Origin of the sequence: Photorhabdus kleinii (assembly GCF_025384885.1) — a bacterium.
In the GTDB taxonomy this organism is placed as follows: Bacteria; Pseudomonadota; Gammaproteobacteria; order Enterobacterales; family Enterobacteriaceae; genus Photorhabdus; species Photorhabdus kayaii.
This window is the reverse complement of the sequence record NZ_JAJAFY010000008.1, coordinates 21,301-36,112: the sequence shown is the minus strand read 5'-3', so window position 1 is coordinate 36,112 and position 14,812 is coordinate 21,301. Positions and strand designations below refer to the sequence as shown.

Here is a 14,812-nt window from a genome sequence, read left to right as displayed (position 1 = left end):
TCATCTCAAAAATTAGGCCGTCCTGTGAAAGGTTGCGGCCTGATTCTGATTTAATTTGAAGGCAGAGAATGCTGCATTCCATTATCCAGTTCATCTAGTAATTGATAGCGGCGGCGATATTCTGCCCGCTTCTTACTGGCTATATCTTCAAGCGGTTTTCTTTCAATGGATAAGGGGAGATGGAAATCCTTATTTTTTCTCTTTGCTCCACCTAATGATTCCCAGAAAGAGTCGTAATCAGCGACTAATTTGTCTTTCTTTTTATGCCAATAGCGTAGACTCTTATAGATGTGAGTATCATTGCTAGCTGCCAGAATTTGCTGGCATTCAAAGTGGGCTGCGAGACGGCAAATGGATTCAATCAGTAAGCGTTTTGGAAATAATCCATAACAATCTTTCGTTGCATCGCGGATAATTTCAAGGGTTGCATCGCCTTTGGAACCTTGTAGTCCACCGATGAACAGTGTTTTTTTACCAGCAATAGTGAGTAGTGTGAAAGCGCATCTTGCCAAGGTTTTATTATCTTCTGTTGTAATAAATAGAGTAAGCTCACCTTCTTTATTAAAACAGTCCATAGAATCTAGAAAAATAGTGTAAGTTCCACTCTTACCATTGATAACCGCTAATGGATATGCATTGGAACGAAATATTTTATTAACAATAGACTGATTTAACCCAGTAAATAATAGCTGGTAATGTTCATTTATTGCACGTAACGTCTGCCCTCTATTGAAGTTAATGCTTAGATAAGGGCGATGTAATTTAGAAGGTAAACAAGGTTGTTTCTTCAAAATATCCAGATAGAACGGCGTATTAACTATCTGGTTTAATAGTTTTAGTGTCGATATTGGCATCAGAGCGCTACGTAAGGCAAATTTAGTGCGATTCTGGGCAGAATACCAATGAGGGCTAGGGCTAATTTTTTTTCCGACTAAATCTGTGAACAGCCGAATTCCTGAACTGGCAGGTTGATACATATATTTCATTTCTTTATCTAGTTCTAAAAAATACTTGGAGGGAATGAAGACTTGCAAACCGTGAGTATACTCCTTCGATATTAAACAAAACTTCAACGGATGTTTATTTATGTTTTTTTAAGATAAAAAATCAACAGCTGTTTAATGAATGTTTAGTTATTAAGGGGATTTTCTCGTGTTTTTTTATTATTCGTTTATTATTCATTTAGTTTTCTGTGATGTTTTTTGTTGTAAAAGCACATCCAGAAAGATGAGAGAAACGGCTATAACTTGGTGTGATACCCGAGCTCATGATCTGTAACAAATTTAGTAGGTGAGTATCGGCGATAAATGATTAATGTTGGATATATTCTTTTTTGAATCCATTTAATTAAAACATTAATAATTATTCTATTAATTTGTTTCCTGATTACCATCGAATCTCAGCTAGCTTGAGTAAATACTCAGGTATAGGTGCTGCCCGGATACATGAATAAATAAGCTGTTCGAATGTTTTTTTAAGGTTAAAGCGCCAATTGAACTTGAAACAGAATTAGGCAAGATAACGAGGTAAATACTTTTTGCTAATCGAATGATATGTTCCGCGTATCGAATTTTTTACATTACTAATCATTGTGTTAACCCACTGAAAATAAGGAAGCTTAACACTCTGCGCTCCACCGCCGGTGACGAGGGGCAAATGGAAAGTCCCGGCTTGCTCAATCCCCCGAAAGCAAGCTAATCCATCTGAAATAACAAGGGATTTTGGTTTAAGATGCACTTTAGCCCAACGGGTAAGTTCCCTGGCCTTAAACCCTTTCACAGCGCTGAAACGCATGAACATAGGGTGGCCCTTTTCATTCATTGAAACCGCCGCAACGAAAGGGCATTTCCCTTTTGCCCCTCGCCCTCGGGGGCCATGCTGAGCCCCGCCCCAGTATGCGTCGTCAAGCTGAATAAACCCGCCGAGAGGCTTATCGTCATCCCGTTCTTTCATCGCTTTCATTAGCTTGTGTTTCATACGCCATGCAGCGTTGTAGGAAATGCCCAGTTGACGTGACAATTCAAGTGCAGAAATCCCATTTTTCTCCTGAGTCATGAGATAAATCGCCAAAAACCACACGGTTAAAGGCAATTTTGACGCAGAAAACAATGTGCCCGCCATCAAAGATGTCTAATGATGGCATTGATTGCACTGATAAAGGAGACGAGATTTTAACTGGCAATACTTATCATGCCCACAATGAGGACAGCGATATCCCGTAGGCCAGCGCATATCGAACACCTGTTTCTGGCATTGTTCTTCATGACCCTATAATGAAATAAGCTCATGAATAGAAATGCCTTTTTGGAATTGAATCTGATTTTTAGCCATTTTCATTTACCTCCACACAGACTTATTTTAAGTATACGCCTATGGGAGCTGGATTTAAGTGATAATCAGGTTAATTAATGTCACCCTGAAAAATATGTATTTGGCGACCGCATCGGGGGAGTGGTTGGATATGTTTGCGTGGGGGGTAAACTTGAAACGCAAGCCTGCTACGGCGGCACAAGGCGTTATCCGTTTTTATAAAGCCGCTGGCGCATCGGCGGTCACTGTACCCGTAGGAACGGTTATCCAGACCGAGCGCATTAATGGTGAAATCTATCGCGTCAGCACCACGGAAAGCGTGGTGATTGCGGAGGGGGTCACCAGTGCCTTACTGCCTGTAACCGCAGAGACCGTAGGGGGAGCATTCAACCTTGCGCCCCGCTATTTTCGTCTCTTGCCCGTGTCCGTATCCGGTATTGAAAGCGTGCAGAATGAGGAAGGTTGGTTATTGACACCCGGCGCAGATGCGGAATCTGACGATGATTTGCGTGATCGTTGCCGGAATCAATATAACCTTGTGGGTAACTATCACACGGACGCAGTTTACCGCGGCATGATTGCCAGTGTTGTAGGCTTAAGTATCGACCGCATTTTTTTCCTGCATGATGCGCCTCGTGGCGCCGGAACGGCAAACGCCTATTTATTACTGGATTCGGGCGTTATCAGCCAGCCCTTTATTGACGTAGTGAACGATTACATCACCTATCAGGGGTATCATGGGCATGGTGATGATATGCAGTGTTTACCGCTGCCGGAAACACATCACGCGTTAACGGTGACGCTATTTGTCGAGAATGTGGCGAACTATCGCCAGGAACAAATCGCCGCTTTAAAAACGGAGGTGGGAAACCTTATTCGCTGTGCCTTTCGGGAAAATACCGAATATCACGTGAAAAAAACTTGGCCGTACTCTCGATTTTCTTTTTCGAACTTAGGGCGTGAAATTCACCGTGAATTTACCGAAATTGAGTCTTTGTCATTTTCATTGGATGACATTTTGAGTGATTTAAGTGTGCCCAGGCTGCAATCATTGATAATTGAGGTGAAGCATGTCTGAATTTAGGGAACGACTCAAGCGGTTGGCCTTGCCGTCATGGATGGATCAGGGAGAACCCGCCAAACTGCTTTGGGCCGCGCGTGAGTTCTGGTTAATGATTTACCGCGGGTTGACATGGCCGTTAGCCCAATTGGACGCGGAAACTTGTTCGGCGGAATTACTGCCGATGTTGGCCTATCAGCGGGACATCCAGCGTTTTAACGGTGAACCGCTGACATTATTTCGTAAGCGTGTGAAATACGCGTTTATTAACGCCAGAGAGGCGGGCAGTGTCGCGGGATTTATCGCCATCTTTGAACGTTTAGGGGTCGGCCATGTTGAAGTACTGGAACGTCAGCCAGGCATAGATTGGGATGTGATTATTTTGCGGATCAGTGACGGCCAAATAGCCGAGCATCCTGATTTGCTGATGAACATTATTCGTCAGTACGGCCGTACCTGCCGACGCTACCGTTTTGAAGTGATAACGAATAACAAACTGTTTATGCGTGTGGGCAGTTTAGGCGCGGAATATTGCTGTTATTACGCGGCCATGTCCTCGCCGCCTTTGCTATTAAAAGTGGGTGACATGTCGGGTGAATCCGTTTTTGATAGCGCCAGTTTAAAGGCGATTACCGCACCGAATATGACCTACGGTGCATCATTATAAGGAAATAATATGGCATCAGTGATTACCGTAGACTTTGAAAAATGGAAAGCGCAGCAGGCTGCGGCGGGAAAGCCCGTGGTTTTGGATGAATTTGTTTTTGCTTATGTGCCGGATTTAGATCCCGCTCTTGCCATTAATCGCGATGAGAAATTACCTGCCGAAAGTCATATTGTGCATCGTCAGGCTGTGAACAAAACAGGGTTAGCGAGCGAAAACGCGGTAGCCTACAGTGTCACATTGGGAACGGAAGCCGGTCATTTTGATTTTAACTAGATTGGCCTGATAAATAAGGCTTCTGGCATTATTGGCATGATTACCCACGCCTCAACTCAGAAAAAAATTAAGACCGCGAACGGATTACAGGGAAATGTACTCACCCGTTCTTTCTTGCTGGAGTTTGACGGGGTAGCTAAAGAGACCGCTATCACGACCACGGCGGAAACCTGGCAGATTGATTTTACCGCCCGTTTATCCGGCATCGATGAAATGCAGCGCCTGATTAATGCTGACAGTTACGGTGAGGCGGCTTTTTTCGGTGATGGGTTTTCCGTGGTTCGCAGTGGTGATCAATACACGGTAAAAAAAGGGCTGGCTTATGTTGGCGGGTTGCGGGGTGAATTGGTGTTTGACCAAACGCTTAACCGCCTGCGTGATACCCGTGTTTATGCGGATTTTAGCTATCAAGGCAATTTGGTCAGCCAGTGGAAAACCGTCGTTCATGTCACCACAGCCAATGATCTTAAAAACTACATTGATGCGGCAGGGTATCCGCATTATGTCTTTGCGGTTGCGGGTGTTGATGGTCACGGTGATGTGATGGATTTGCGCATTAAAGGGTCATTGAATGCCCGTGATATTTCCGCTATTTATCAAGAGATTGATAACGTGAAACGGGAATATGTGACTCAGCAGGCATGGGAAAGCGGTCTACAGGGGAAACAGTCGAAAGGGGACTATGCCACTAATGCCGCATTAACCGTTGTCAGCGAAAACGCCAATAGTCGCCTGGCTAAACACCAGAACGGCGCAGATATTCCCAATAAGAATGAATTTGTCAAAAACATAGGCTTAGTGGAAACCATCGAACGGGCAAGGAATGCTGTACCTAATGACAGGAGAATTAACGGGAAATCGCTATCGTCTGATATCAGTTTGATGGCGGGTGATGTTGGCGCCTATCACCAGACTACCTATATGACTGCGCTACCGGGCAGGCACTATTCAGGGCCATTTTCTTGTGGTCGGGAAAATGGATGGGCCAAAGGGGTGAGTATCGGTGTAGGGGGTGACACGGGGCAAATTTGGATCGATGCCGATGCACAGTTGCACACCTGATTTCTCAATGCTAACGGTGCCGTAGAGCAAAAGATGACGATAGGTATCCCTATTGGCGCCACTATCGAATGGCATTCGGCTGCGCCGATACCCGCCGGATATGAACCCAATGAGGGACGCTCGTTCCGTGCGGCATATTACCCTGAGCTTGCCAAAATTTTTCCCGATCTGAAATTACCTGATGACAGAGGCTTATTTAAGCGTGGTCTGGATAGAGGACGCGGTTTAGATTCCGGTCATTCGTTAGGGAGTGTTCAGGGGGACGCGATCAGAAATATCACGGGATCATTAGGTAATCCCACTATTGAGAGCGGGAGCAACGCGTCTGGGGCATTCAGCTACCGGTATAAGGTAGGCGGCCGCGCAGCCGGTGCCGGTGGTGGGGTGGTTTCATGGACATTTCACGCGTCCAGAGTGGTTCCGACCGCAAATGAAAACCGACCTGTTAACAAATCAGTGATTTATATTACGAGGGTAAAGTAGTGGCTAAATACAGTGCAGATATTCAAATGGCCCGGTTTGATGATGATGGGTTAGCCATTGTTAGCGGATGGGTGGCGGTTTATCGTTGTCATCCTGAAACACGGGAATATATTGGGGCCGATATGGATCACGTGCCACGCGGTTTTTCTGTTGCGGCTAATGCGTATCTGGATGCGCCCGCATTACCTGGTACGCATGACGTTGCGATTTGTCGTAGTGTAGATGAAAAATCCTGGCGACATGTGCCTGACTATCGGAGTAAAACAGCGTATACAACCGATACAGGCTGGCCGATCAATATTACCGCCATCGGCGCGTTGCCAGATAATCTCACCCTGCAATCACCTCAAACCCCCTTTGATAAGTGGGAGAATAAGCAATGGGTCACAGATAAATCAGCCCTAAAAGCTCATCAAATTGAACAGGCTGAGCAGCAAAAAATCTCGCTACAGTAGCAGGCCGATGCGGCAATTAAGCCCTTACAGGATGCCGTTGATCTGGATATCGCCACTGATGCCGAAAAATCAGCGCTCGTAGAATGGAAAAAATATCGTGTTCGGGTGAACCGAGTAGACCTTTCAACTGCCCCCGATATCAACTGGCCTGGGCAACCTGCGTGATGAATTGGCAACGGAAAATGATGCGCATCTCGAATATGACGGGGATGCATTGCTCGATGCTATCCGTCCATCCGTTCGTGTACGGCATCGGACATAAAGCGGACAGCGGTCGCTATCTGAGTCCGGCAAACGCCATCAATTATCTGGCAAATAAAATCTGGGGAACGGGAAACATAAGCGCAGTGGTACTCATGATCTGCGCGAAGACGCATAATGAATTTATCCAGCATTTAACCCAATTTTCAGCGGTGTTGCCGTTGCCGGTATTTTTTCAGGTCACCCGTATGGCAAAGACAGCGGAATGTCTGGCGATCACCAAAATGCAATTGCCTGGGAGAGCGGGGGGCGGTTTGCCGCCGTCTCAACCGTTTTCAACATCGACCAGCCGCATGGCCGTGAATGCCAATTGATTGCGCAGGCTAAAACACAGGCTAGCGCCGGCAGCAGCATTGCGGGATTGAAATCACAATTAACACACTTCACGACAGTAAGACAGCACGCCTTACAACAAGTGACTACCGCTTTGAATGGCGTCAGGAGCAAATCGGCCCGTGTCTGGACATTCTCAGGGAAAGGGAATGGCGCATTACTGGCCGAAAAACTGCGCCAGGATATCCCCGAACAGGACGCCGTTTACACGCTGGCGACATTATTTACCGGGGACGATATTAGCGCATTAGAAAGGATGCTACACAATGAGCCAAATTATCACATTCGCCCTTGATGGCGAGGCCGTACCATTAAAAAGTCTGACCGTAACCCCATCGATGATGTTTCAGGATACAGACCAAAGCGGCCAGTCATCCAGTACCGCCGTGGCAGAGCAAGGCATTAAGCCTAAAGAGTTACGTGTTACGGGGATCATTCCGTTTACTGAGCAAAAAACGCTGTCACGCTTATTTGCCCTGGCGGAAGCGAAAGACGGCGGTAGCCTAAAACGCTACCGTGTCGCCAACCTCACCGCACAGGCCATCAATTTTCGTATCGGGACATTCACCCATACCCTTGATGCCAGCAAAATCGACGGTAAACAGGCATGGCAGGTCACATTTACTTTGCGTGAACATTTATCTGTTGCCGAGAACCGGGACGCCCGCACTGCTGATAATATTCAGGCCAAAAAGCAAACAGGTCAGGGCACAGCCGCAGCAAAAGAAGCGCCGGAAAAATTAAGCTGGTTTGAAAGAAAAGTATTGAAACCGATTAATGACAAAATAGGACCCGCCAAATAATGACACCGATTAACCGGCTCTATCTTTCCGGTGATGAAATTCACCTGGTTGACGCCAATATTATGCTGGAACTGTCATCCTGTGGCCGTGGTTTTATCACGACGGAAACGACAACCGATTACACCGGAAAATTGGTGCGGCTGGATGTGGGTTACACGGATTTGGTGTTGTGCTGGTTCACGGGCTATGTGGAACGCTCACAGCCAGCCCAAAATGGTTACCAGCGTTTGTTTGTGCGTGAGCTGGTCGGCGTGTTTGACCGATTATGGCCGTGTTCATTTCAGCATCCAACACTGAGCCAGATTGCGGATTGGTTGCAGGAGTACAGCGGACTCACTTTCACATTGCCGGATGCTCCTTATACGGAGACACCCATCCCGCATTTTACCCATCATGGTACCGGCTATCAGTTGCTGGCTAATCTTGGGCAGGTTTTTTCGATTGAGGATTATCTCTGGCATCAGTTGCCGGATGGTTCGGTTTATGTGGGCAGTGGGGCGCATTCGATGTTTGCGGGAAAACCGGTAGAGATCCCCAATGAATTTAGCCAGCGCCAGTCCGCAGGCAATGCGATGACTATTCCCATGATCCTATCGTTGCGTCCAGGTGTGGTGATCAATCAGTACCGGTTGAACAAGGTCAATCTGAACAATGAAAACATGGTCATTACATGGGAAGCTGTCAACAAACTGACCGGTCAGTCGCAGACCAGAACGCCAATGCAGCGTCAGATTGATGCCGCTGTTCCTGTTTACCACGCTGTCCTGCTGCCTTTGCCGATGGCGGGCAGTGAATCCGGTATGTTCCAATATCCGACAGTCGGAACGGTGGTTGAAATCGCTTTTGAGGCAGGTAGGCCGGATAAGCCCTTTATCCGGCAGACATTAAGCCAGGGCAATACCTTGCCCGATATCAAGCCAGGCGAGCAATTGCAGCAGCAGCGGGCGGAAGTCTCGCAGAGAGTGACGCAGGAGGGGAGTTGGATTCGTCAGACTGACCAGACCATTCATGAATCGTCTATGCACCGTGAAGTCAGGGCAGACACGGAAACACGTACCGCAGTTGCACGGGAAACCACGATACAGGCCACGGATAAAGCTACCGTTTTGGGTACAGCTACGCTATTGGCGGGGACAATCCAGCAAATTGCTGACGGCGATTATTGCATAGCAACGTCATCGAATTTTGTCGCCAGTGTGGGGAAAGGGGCCAATATTGAAATCGGACAAAAGCTGATAGAGAAAATTGGCCTGCTTAAGCAGAGCATTGCCGGAGCCAGGCAAGAAATCGTCGCACCAGTGGTTTGGGTGGGCAGCTAGCAAATCAACGTTATGACTTTGATGTTAGAGACGTTGGATGTGGTTAAAGAACTGGCGGAACTGACTGCCGCGCATACACACCACAACACAGGCACGCCGGGAAACTCCAGCGCAATAAGGAATACGGCCTATAAATCGGATGGGCTGAAACAGAAGTATTCACCTGTGATTGGGTGAATATCGTCCATTTGTGTGAGGTCCTTTACGCTGTACCCTAGGTTGATATTTTATGCTATAGGTATTAGACTGGTTACGTCAGTTAAGGAATATCGCGCTAGGACTGAGGCTACTAATCTCGGTAATAGCACAAAAGATACCCCCGCCCTGTATGGGTAAAAACAAAAAAGCCAACCTCACCAGTTGGTTTTTTTGTTTTTACCAACTCATCATTTTAATTGATTGAATCATCTGAAAATAAACCTATAATCAACGGCTGTTAGTTTGGGGTAGCGTTCTGGCCTGTGTATCTCTGACGCAAGTTTTCGTAAGTCCTGGCTGAGTACAGGTGGTACTGATTCAGTGCCTCGGTCAGAGCGCGATATTCCTTAACTGACTTGATGGAAGCTAGCCGGACAGGCAGCGTAAAGGCAATGGCTGGTTAAGTCGTGCTCCTAACTGGAGCAAACGGGTGAAAGCATTTATTGACACTGCTATCATCGTTCTCAAAGCGTTAATCGCGCTTTTAGAGCTGATCCGTGCATTTCTGAAATAGATAACGGAAACGTAGCTAAGGCCATCGGGGTAACCTCCTGGTGGCCTTTAACATTTACCGCTTTTGATCAAGCTACTGTGTTTTATAATCTTTACCTCTCACAAAACGCAACCAGATGCACATAGCGTCATTCACTCATCAACCTATTAAGCCACTCTTGTTTAAGTGGCCTAATATACTGATCTAGCAGCTTAAATTTGGCAATCCCGACTGGACTTGAACCCTTGCTCAAGCGATTATTGCTCCAGTAGTATGGGAGGGTAGTCAACAGATTAGTGTAATGGAGTTAATGAGTTAATCGATTGATATGGTTAAATAATTTTCAGTTTACCGCGAGTCATACACATAATAACACTGGGACGCCTTTTTAAATGTGGTATCAATCAGCGCTACTGGTTCGTGTTCTGATGGTCTGAAACACAATTATCTCGCCCGCAACATGCGGGCTTTTTTTACACCTTCATAGAGCTTGAATACAATTCTGATATTAAAGAACCTGATTACCATCGAATCTCAGCTGGCTTGAGTAAATACTCAGGTATAGGTGCTGCCCGGATACATGAATAAATAAGCTGTTCGAATGTTTTTTTAAGGTTAAAGCGCCAATTGAACCTGAAACAGAATTCGGCAAGATAACGAGGTAAATACTTTTTGCTAATCGAATGATATGTTCCGCGTATCGAATTTTTTACATTACTCATCATTGTGTTAACCCACTGAAAATAAGGAAGCTTAACACTCTGCGCTCCACCGCCGGTGACGAGGGGCAAATGGAAAGTCCCGGCTTGCTCAATCCCCCGAAAGCAAGCTAATCCATCTGAAATAACAAGGGATTTTGGTTTAAGATGCATTTTAGCCCAACGGGTAAGTTCCCCCGGTCTTAAACCCTTTCACAACGCTGAAACGCATGAACATAGGGTGGCCCTTTTCATTCATTGAAACCGCCGCAACGGAAGGGCATTTCCCTTTTGCCCCTCGCCCTCGGGGGCCATGCTGAGCCCCTCCCCAGTATGCGTCGTCAAGCTGAATAAACCCGCCGAGAGGCTTTTCGTCATCCCGTTCTTTCATTGCTTTCATTAGCTTGTGTTTCATACGCCATGCAGCGTTGTAGGAAATGCCCAGTTGACGTGACAATTCAAGTGCAGAAATCCCATTTTTCTCCTGAGTCATGAGATAAATCGCCAAAAACCACACAGTTAAAGGTAATTTTGACGCAGAAAACACTGTGCCGGCCGTCAAAGATGTCTGATGATGGCATTGATTGCACTGATAAAGGAGACGAGATTTTAACTGGCAATACTTATCATGCCCACAATGAGGGCAGTGATACCCTGTAGGCCAGCGCATATCGAACACCTGTTTCTGGCATTGCTCTTCATGACCCTATAATGAAATAAACTCATGAATAGAAATGCCTTTTTGGAATTGAATCTGATTTTTAGCCATTTTCATTTACCTCCACACAGACTTATTTTAAGTATACGCCTATGGGAGCTGAATTTAAGTGATAATCAGGTTAAAGAATGGGCAGTGAGTGTAATAAAAAACTGATAATTCAGAGTGTTATATTAGTTTAGTGGTTTAAACGTTGTCGTTACTTTTTCGGGTATAGAAATAACTGATGTGATATCAGAATTGTTTGGTAAATCATTTCGAACAGTTCGTTTGATAGGCTGCTCATTTTCATCAAAATACCGACTAGCCCATATCTCAGCAGGGGTTACACCAATTTCCTGAGCGATCAACAATTCCCCTTTAGGCCAGGGGCGCGTTAAAGCATTTGCTAATGTTGAAGAGCTTAAGCCGTGCTCTCTGGATAATGATGCCAGCGTTTTATTCTTCTTACGTATCGCTGCGATAATATCGGCGGTATGCCATTCTTTTTTCATATTCCTGCTTACCTCTTTGGTGGTGGCGATTCAAACAGGGTTTGCAGACCGGCGTTCATTTCCGGCGAGGTGTTAACCTCCCCTGCCTGAACCGCCATAGAAGGGCGATAGCAAGCGCGCTGGTAAAAACTTCTTACCAGCGTCCATGAACGCAAGGCTGCAAAACCTTGGTCACTGGATTTTGCCAATGACAACACTACTCTAACTGATTGTATTATCTGACTCAAGGATCAGATAGTTTGTACTATTACTATTATGACACGAAATAAACGAACTTATGATGAAAACGGCACTACACCGCACCCGCCTGCACGTTTTGGATCAAAAAATTTTTTCAGTTTTAAAATCCTACGAAGCGAACTACCAAACCGCGTTATAGCACTGGTATTGTGAGAGAAGCGGCAAATTGAAATGGTTGAAAAAATTTTCAGAAAATTTCAGTTTTTGGATCAATGATGGATCACGAGGAAATAACCAATGTATTGATATTAAAGGTGAATTCCTATCTTGCGTGATAGGGATGATCGCGGAAAATAGCAGCGTTGAATTGTGGAACTCAAGTAGAGCGCGGCTTTAGCTATGATATGATAATGAAATCTGCCTCAAAAAAATTGTAGTTGACCTTCTGAAAACAATTTATTACCGTTTTATGCATGAGGACTCAAAACCTCAAGTAAGCGGTCAAAACCAACCCCGTTAGTGTTGGGTTTTTTATGCCTAATTTTTAATGGTAGCTATTCGGCTATTATCTCTCTGATTCAATGTCGGGAGGGCGACTAATACAACACCCGCAAGGGGAATAAGTCCGCGGTTTCTTACTGCCGTTTTGAGCCTCCCGACACCATACTCTTAAATGGTAAACTCAATTCTCAAAGAAAAGTAAGGAGTCAGCAATGGCTAGTCTATCCGTAACTCCATTCATTTTTGAAAACCAGCAAGTACGTACATTGATTAAAAATGGCAATCTTTGGTTTGTTGCACAAGATGTATGTGATGCCTTAAAAATCACAAACAGCCGCGAAGCTATCGCAAAACTTGATGATGATGAAAAGGATGTAGCTTTAAGTGACACCCTTGGTGGAAAGTAAAAAGTAAACATTATCAATGAATCAGGAATGTATTTTCTGACAATCCGCTGTCGTGATGCCGTAAAGAAAGGAACTTTACCTCACCGTTTTCGTAAATGGGTTACCAGTGAAGTTTTACCTTCGATTAGAAAGACCGGTAGCTATATAGGCAGGAAGAAGAGTATTTCACTAAATCAGTTCATTATTTGCCCTTGTTGTCAGAAACCCGCCAATGTTCTAAGTACAGAAAAATTGAATAGACACAGAATTGAGGTCTTAGCAATTTGCAATTCTATTCGGTGTCCAGAACAAGCTTTTAAAATTGAGATATATTTCTCACATTATCTTCAAGAGGAAGCAGGGATAAGAGTAGGAAAAGTGATGATGTTAAGAGGTTGATAAATGGCCTAATTCCTGTCCAGAAATTGAAGCTGGCTAGTGTGTTTTCATCTAGGCAATGGCTTTATGAAAAAATCTCTGTCGCCATTTTGTCGCCACTGATTACCAGAAACAAAAAAACCACTCGTTGTTGAGTGGTCTATCTATCTGTTTTCACAGCTAAAATCTGGTGGCCCCTACTGGACTTGAACCAGTGACCAAGCGATTATGAGTCGCCTGCTCTGACCAACTGAGCTAAGGGGCCGTTGAATGGGAAGGATTATACGTACAGTTTTGCTCGCGGTCTAGCTTTGTAAATTCGTATGATTATTTTATGTGCAAAATTGCGTTTTTAGTAAGTAGTGAAAACGGGGAGTGATATATATTAGTTGCTTTTATGGTCTATTTAACGTTTTTATCCGTTACTGGATTAATTTCTCAGAAGCGATTTTGCACCATCTGGTTATATATTATTCCGATAAAAATATATTTTATACATTATTATTTTAATGATAATCATATCCCTTTCATTCTTCCTTAATCACCAGATGGAAAACGACTTTTTTATCTATCGGCTAGAGAGAATGTTGATTGAGTTATATCAGAGGAACCTGTGATGATATTTCTGCATAAATACCATATTGTCAGAGGATTTAGCAAAAACCGCCGTAAACTCTCGTCCAGTGCGGACGGGGATATAAGGCGAAAAGCCCAAAGGGCTTTAGGGCTGGCTACTGCGACGTATCCTGGCTGAATTGATATCTGCCTGTAAAACAGGCTAAAATGAATGCTCTTTATCAATGAGCGCTGAATATGTTAAGAGCGACCAAAGTCCGCATCTACCCCACCCCCGAACAGGCCGAGTATCTTAACAGTCTGTTCGGTGCGGTCTGTTTTGCGTACAACAAGGCGCTGCACATCAAAAAGCATACTTACAAACGTCACGGCGTGAGTTTAAATCCGCGCAAAGACCTCAAGCCGCTACTGGCGGTCGCGAAGAAATCCCGCAAGTACGCCTGGCTCAAGGCATATGATTCCATCGCGTTACAGCAGGCGGTGATTAATTTGAATACTGCGTTTGATAATTTTTTCAATCCGAAGTTGCGCGCCCAATACCTTATCAACGCCGTCCGTAACCTGCGTCGAAAGCAGAAATCGCTCTCCCGCAAACAAAAAGGCAGCGCTAACCGCGGTAAGGCCCGATTACGTCTGGCGGCAGTCCATGAGCGGGTAGTCCATGTTTGCGCCGATTTTCAACACAAACTCTCTCGAACAATAGTTGACGAAAACCAAGTGGTCATTGTTGAGACGCTGAAATCGGCCAACATGATGAAGAATCGCCGCCTTGCCCGCGCTATCGGGGATGCCGGCTGGAATAGCTTCCTCATGAAACTGGAATACAAAGCCGCAGCGGCGGGGGTCCACCTGGTCAAACTGGATCAGTGGTTCGCCAGTTCGAAAACCTGCCATTGCTGCGGTCACAAAGAGCCGGAAATGCCGCTAAATAAGCGGATCTGGCAATGCCCGGTTTGTCATGTCGAACATGACCGCGATATTAATGCGGCGAGCAACATACAGCGCAAAGGCATAACAGAATTACAGGCGGCGGGACTCGTCGTTTCTGCCCACGGAGGCCAGCGTAAATCCGTTATAAAGACGGTTGCGGCCTGAGAAGTGGGAAGCCTCGCCGTTTTTTACGGCGGGGGGCAGTCACAGTATCGCTGATATAAAAGACAAAAG

General features: G+C 45.4%; 13 protein-coding genes, 1 tRNA gene and 6 pseudogenes. 14 read left to right on the top strand and 6 right to left on the bottom strand.

Annotated elements, in window-relative coordinates; genetic code table 11:
• Positions 1–50: 50 nt before the first annotated feature.
• On the bottom strand, positions 51–986 hold the full coding sequence (locus LG003_RS06810) for a VirK/YbjX family protein (protein WP_112878893.1): 936 nt from the start codon (positions 984–986) through the stop codon (positions 51–53).
• 400 nt (positions 987–1,386) lie between these two features.
• Positions 1,387–2,331, bottom strand: a pseudogene (locus LG003_RS06805) (IS1595 family transposase).
• Positions 2,332–2,425: 94 nt separating this feature from the next.
• Here LG003_RS06805 and LG003_RS06800 point away from each other — a divergent pair.
• From LG003_RS06800 to dinQ, 10 genes and pseudogenes are all read left to right on the top strand, one after another.
• Complete coding sequence (locus LG003_RS06800) at positions 2,426–3,388, top strand: baseplate J/gp47 family protein (protein WP_262980430.1); 963 nt, start codon at positions 2,426–2,428, stop codon at positions 3,386–3,388.
• Positions 3,381–4,037: a phage tail protein gene (locus LG003_RS06795; RefSeq protein WP_262980414.1), complete on the top strand. Its 657-nt coding sequence runs from the start codon at positions 3,381–3,383 to the stop codon at positions 4,035–4,037. The genes LG003_RS06800 and LG003_RS06795 overlap by 8 nt, the downstream gene beginning before the upstream one ends.
• 9 nt (positions 4,038–4,046) lie before the next feature.
• Positions 4,047–5,372 (top strand): annotated as a pseudogene (locus LG003_RS06790) (phage tail-collar fiber domain-containing protein).
• A gap of 33 nt (positions 5,373–5,405) precedes the next feature.
• Positions 5,406–5,855, top strand: coding sequence for a phage tail protein (locus LG003_RS06785; protein WP_262980413.1), 450 nt, complete (start codon positions 5,406–5,408; stop codon positions 5,853–5,855).
• Between the two features lie 26 nt (positions 5,856–5,881).
• Positions 5,882–6,475: pseudogene (locus LG003_RS06780) on the top strand (tail fiber assembly protein).
• 56 nt (positions 6,476–6,531) lie between these two features.
• Entirely contained in the window at positions 6,532–6,885 is a 354-nt protein-coding gene (locus LG003_RS06775) for a hypothetical protein (protein ID WP_262980412.1), read from the top strand.
• Complete coding sequence (locus tag LG003_RS06770; RefSeq protein ID WP_262980411.1) at positions 6,882–7,199, top strand: hypothetical protein; 318 nt, start codon at positions 6,882–6,884, stop codon at positions 7,197–7,199. Before LG003_RS06775 ends, LG003_RS06770 begins: the two co-directional genes overlap by 4 nt.
• Positions 7,171–7,707 carry a baseplate complex protein gene (locus LG003_RS06765; protein WP_262980410.1) on the top strand — a complete coding sequence of 179 codons (537 nt, stop codon included), beginning with the start codon at positions 7,171–7,173 and terminating at the stop codon, positions 7,705–7,707. The genes LG003_RS06770 and LG003_RS06765 overlap by 29 nt, the downstream gene beginning before the upstream one ends.
• A pseudogene (locus LG003_RS06760) lies at positions 7,707–9,203 on the top strand (hypothetical protein). Before LG003_RS06765 ends, LG003_RS06760 begins: the two are co-directional and overlap by 1 nt.
• Positions 9,204–9,666: 463 nt before the next feature.
• Entirely contained in the window at positions 9,667–9,738 is a 72-nt protein-coding gene (gene dinQ / locus LG003_RS23395) for a damage-inducible type I toxin DinQ (RefSeq protein ID WP_369293964.1), read from the top strand.
• A gap of 500 nt (positions 9,739–10,238) precedes the next feature.
• Here the strand turns inward: dinQ and LG003_RS06755 are convergent.
• The 3 genes and pseudogenes from LG003_RS06755 to LG003_RS06745 form a co-directional block, all read right to left on the bottom strand.
• Positions 10,239–11,184 (bottom strand): annotated as a pseudogene (locus LG003_RS06755) (IS1595 family transposase).
• Positions 11,185–11,306: 122 nt separating this feature from the next.
• Entirely contained in the window at positions 11,307–11,627 is a 321-nt protein-coding gene (locus tag LG003_RS06750; RefSeq protein ID WP_262980409.1) for a helix-turn-helix domain-containing protein, read from the bottom strand.
• 8 nt (positions 11,628–11,635) lie between these two features.
• A complete protein-coding gene (locus tag LG003_RS06745) occupies positions 11,636–11,815 on the bottom strand; it encodes a hypothetical protein (RefSeq protein ID WP_262980408.1) in 180 nt (59 codons plus the stop codon).
• Between the two features lie 705 nt (positions 11,816–12,520).
• Here LG003_RS06745 and LG003_RS23390 point away from each other — a divergent pair.
• Positions 12,521–12,715 carry a BRO-N domain-containing protein gene (locus LG003_RS23390; protein WP_387693061.1) on the top strand — a complete coding sequence of 65 codons (195 nt, stop codon included), beginning with the start codon at positions 12,521–12,523 and terminating at the stop codon, positions 12,713–12,715.
• A gap of 545 nt (positions 12,716–13,260) precedes the next feature.
• Here LG003_RS23390 and LG003_RS06735 read toward each other — a convergent pair.
• Positions 13,261–13,337: transfer RNA gene (locus tag LG003_RS06735), tRNA-Ile, on the bottom strand.
• Between the two features lie 351 nt (positions 13,338–13,688).
• Here LG003_RS06735 and LG003_RS06730 point away from each other — a divergent pair.
• The 3 genes and pseudogenes from LG003_RS06730 (at position 13,689) to LG003_RS06720 (ending at position 14,743) form a co-directional block, all read left to right on the top strand.
• Entirely contained in the window at positions 13,689–13,826 is a 138-nt protein-coding gene (locus LG003_RS06730) for a hypothetical protein (RefSeq protein ID WP_158537781.1), read from the top strand.
• 59 nt (positions 13,827–13,885) lie between these two features.
• A pseudogene (locus tag LG003_RS06725) lies at positions 13,886–14,188 on the top strand (helix-turn-helix domain-containing protein); the annotation flags it as partial.
• Positions 14,174–14,743, top strand: coding sequence for a transposase (locus tag LG003_RS06720; RefSeq protein WP_240000808.1), 570 nt, complete (start codon positions 14,174–14,176; stop codon positions 14,741–14,743). The pseudogene LG003_RS06725 and the gene LG003_RS06720, both read left to right, overlap by 15 nt.
• Positions 14,744–14,812 lie beyond the last annotated feature (69 nt).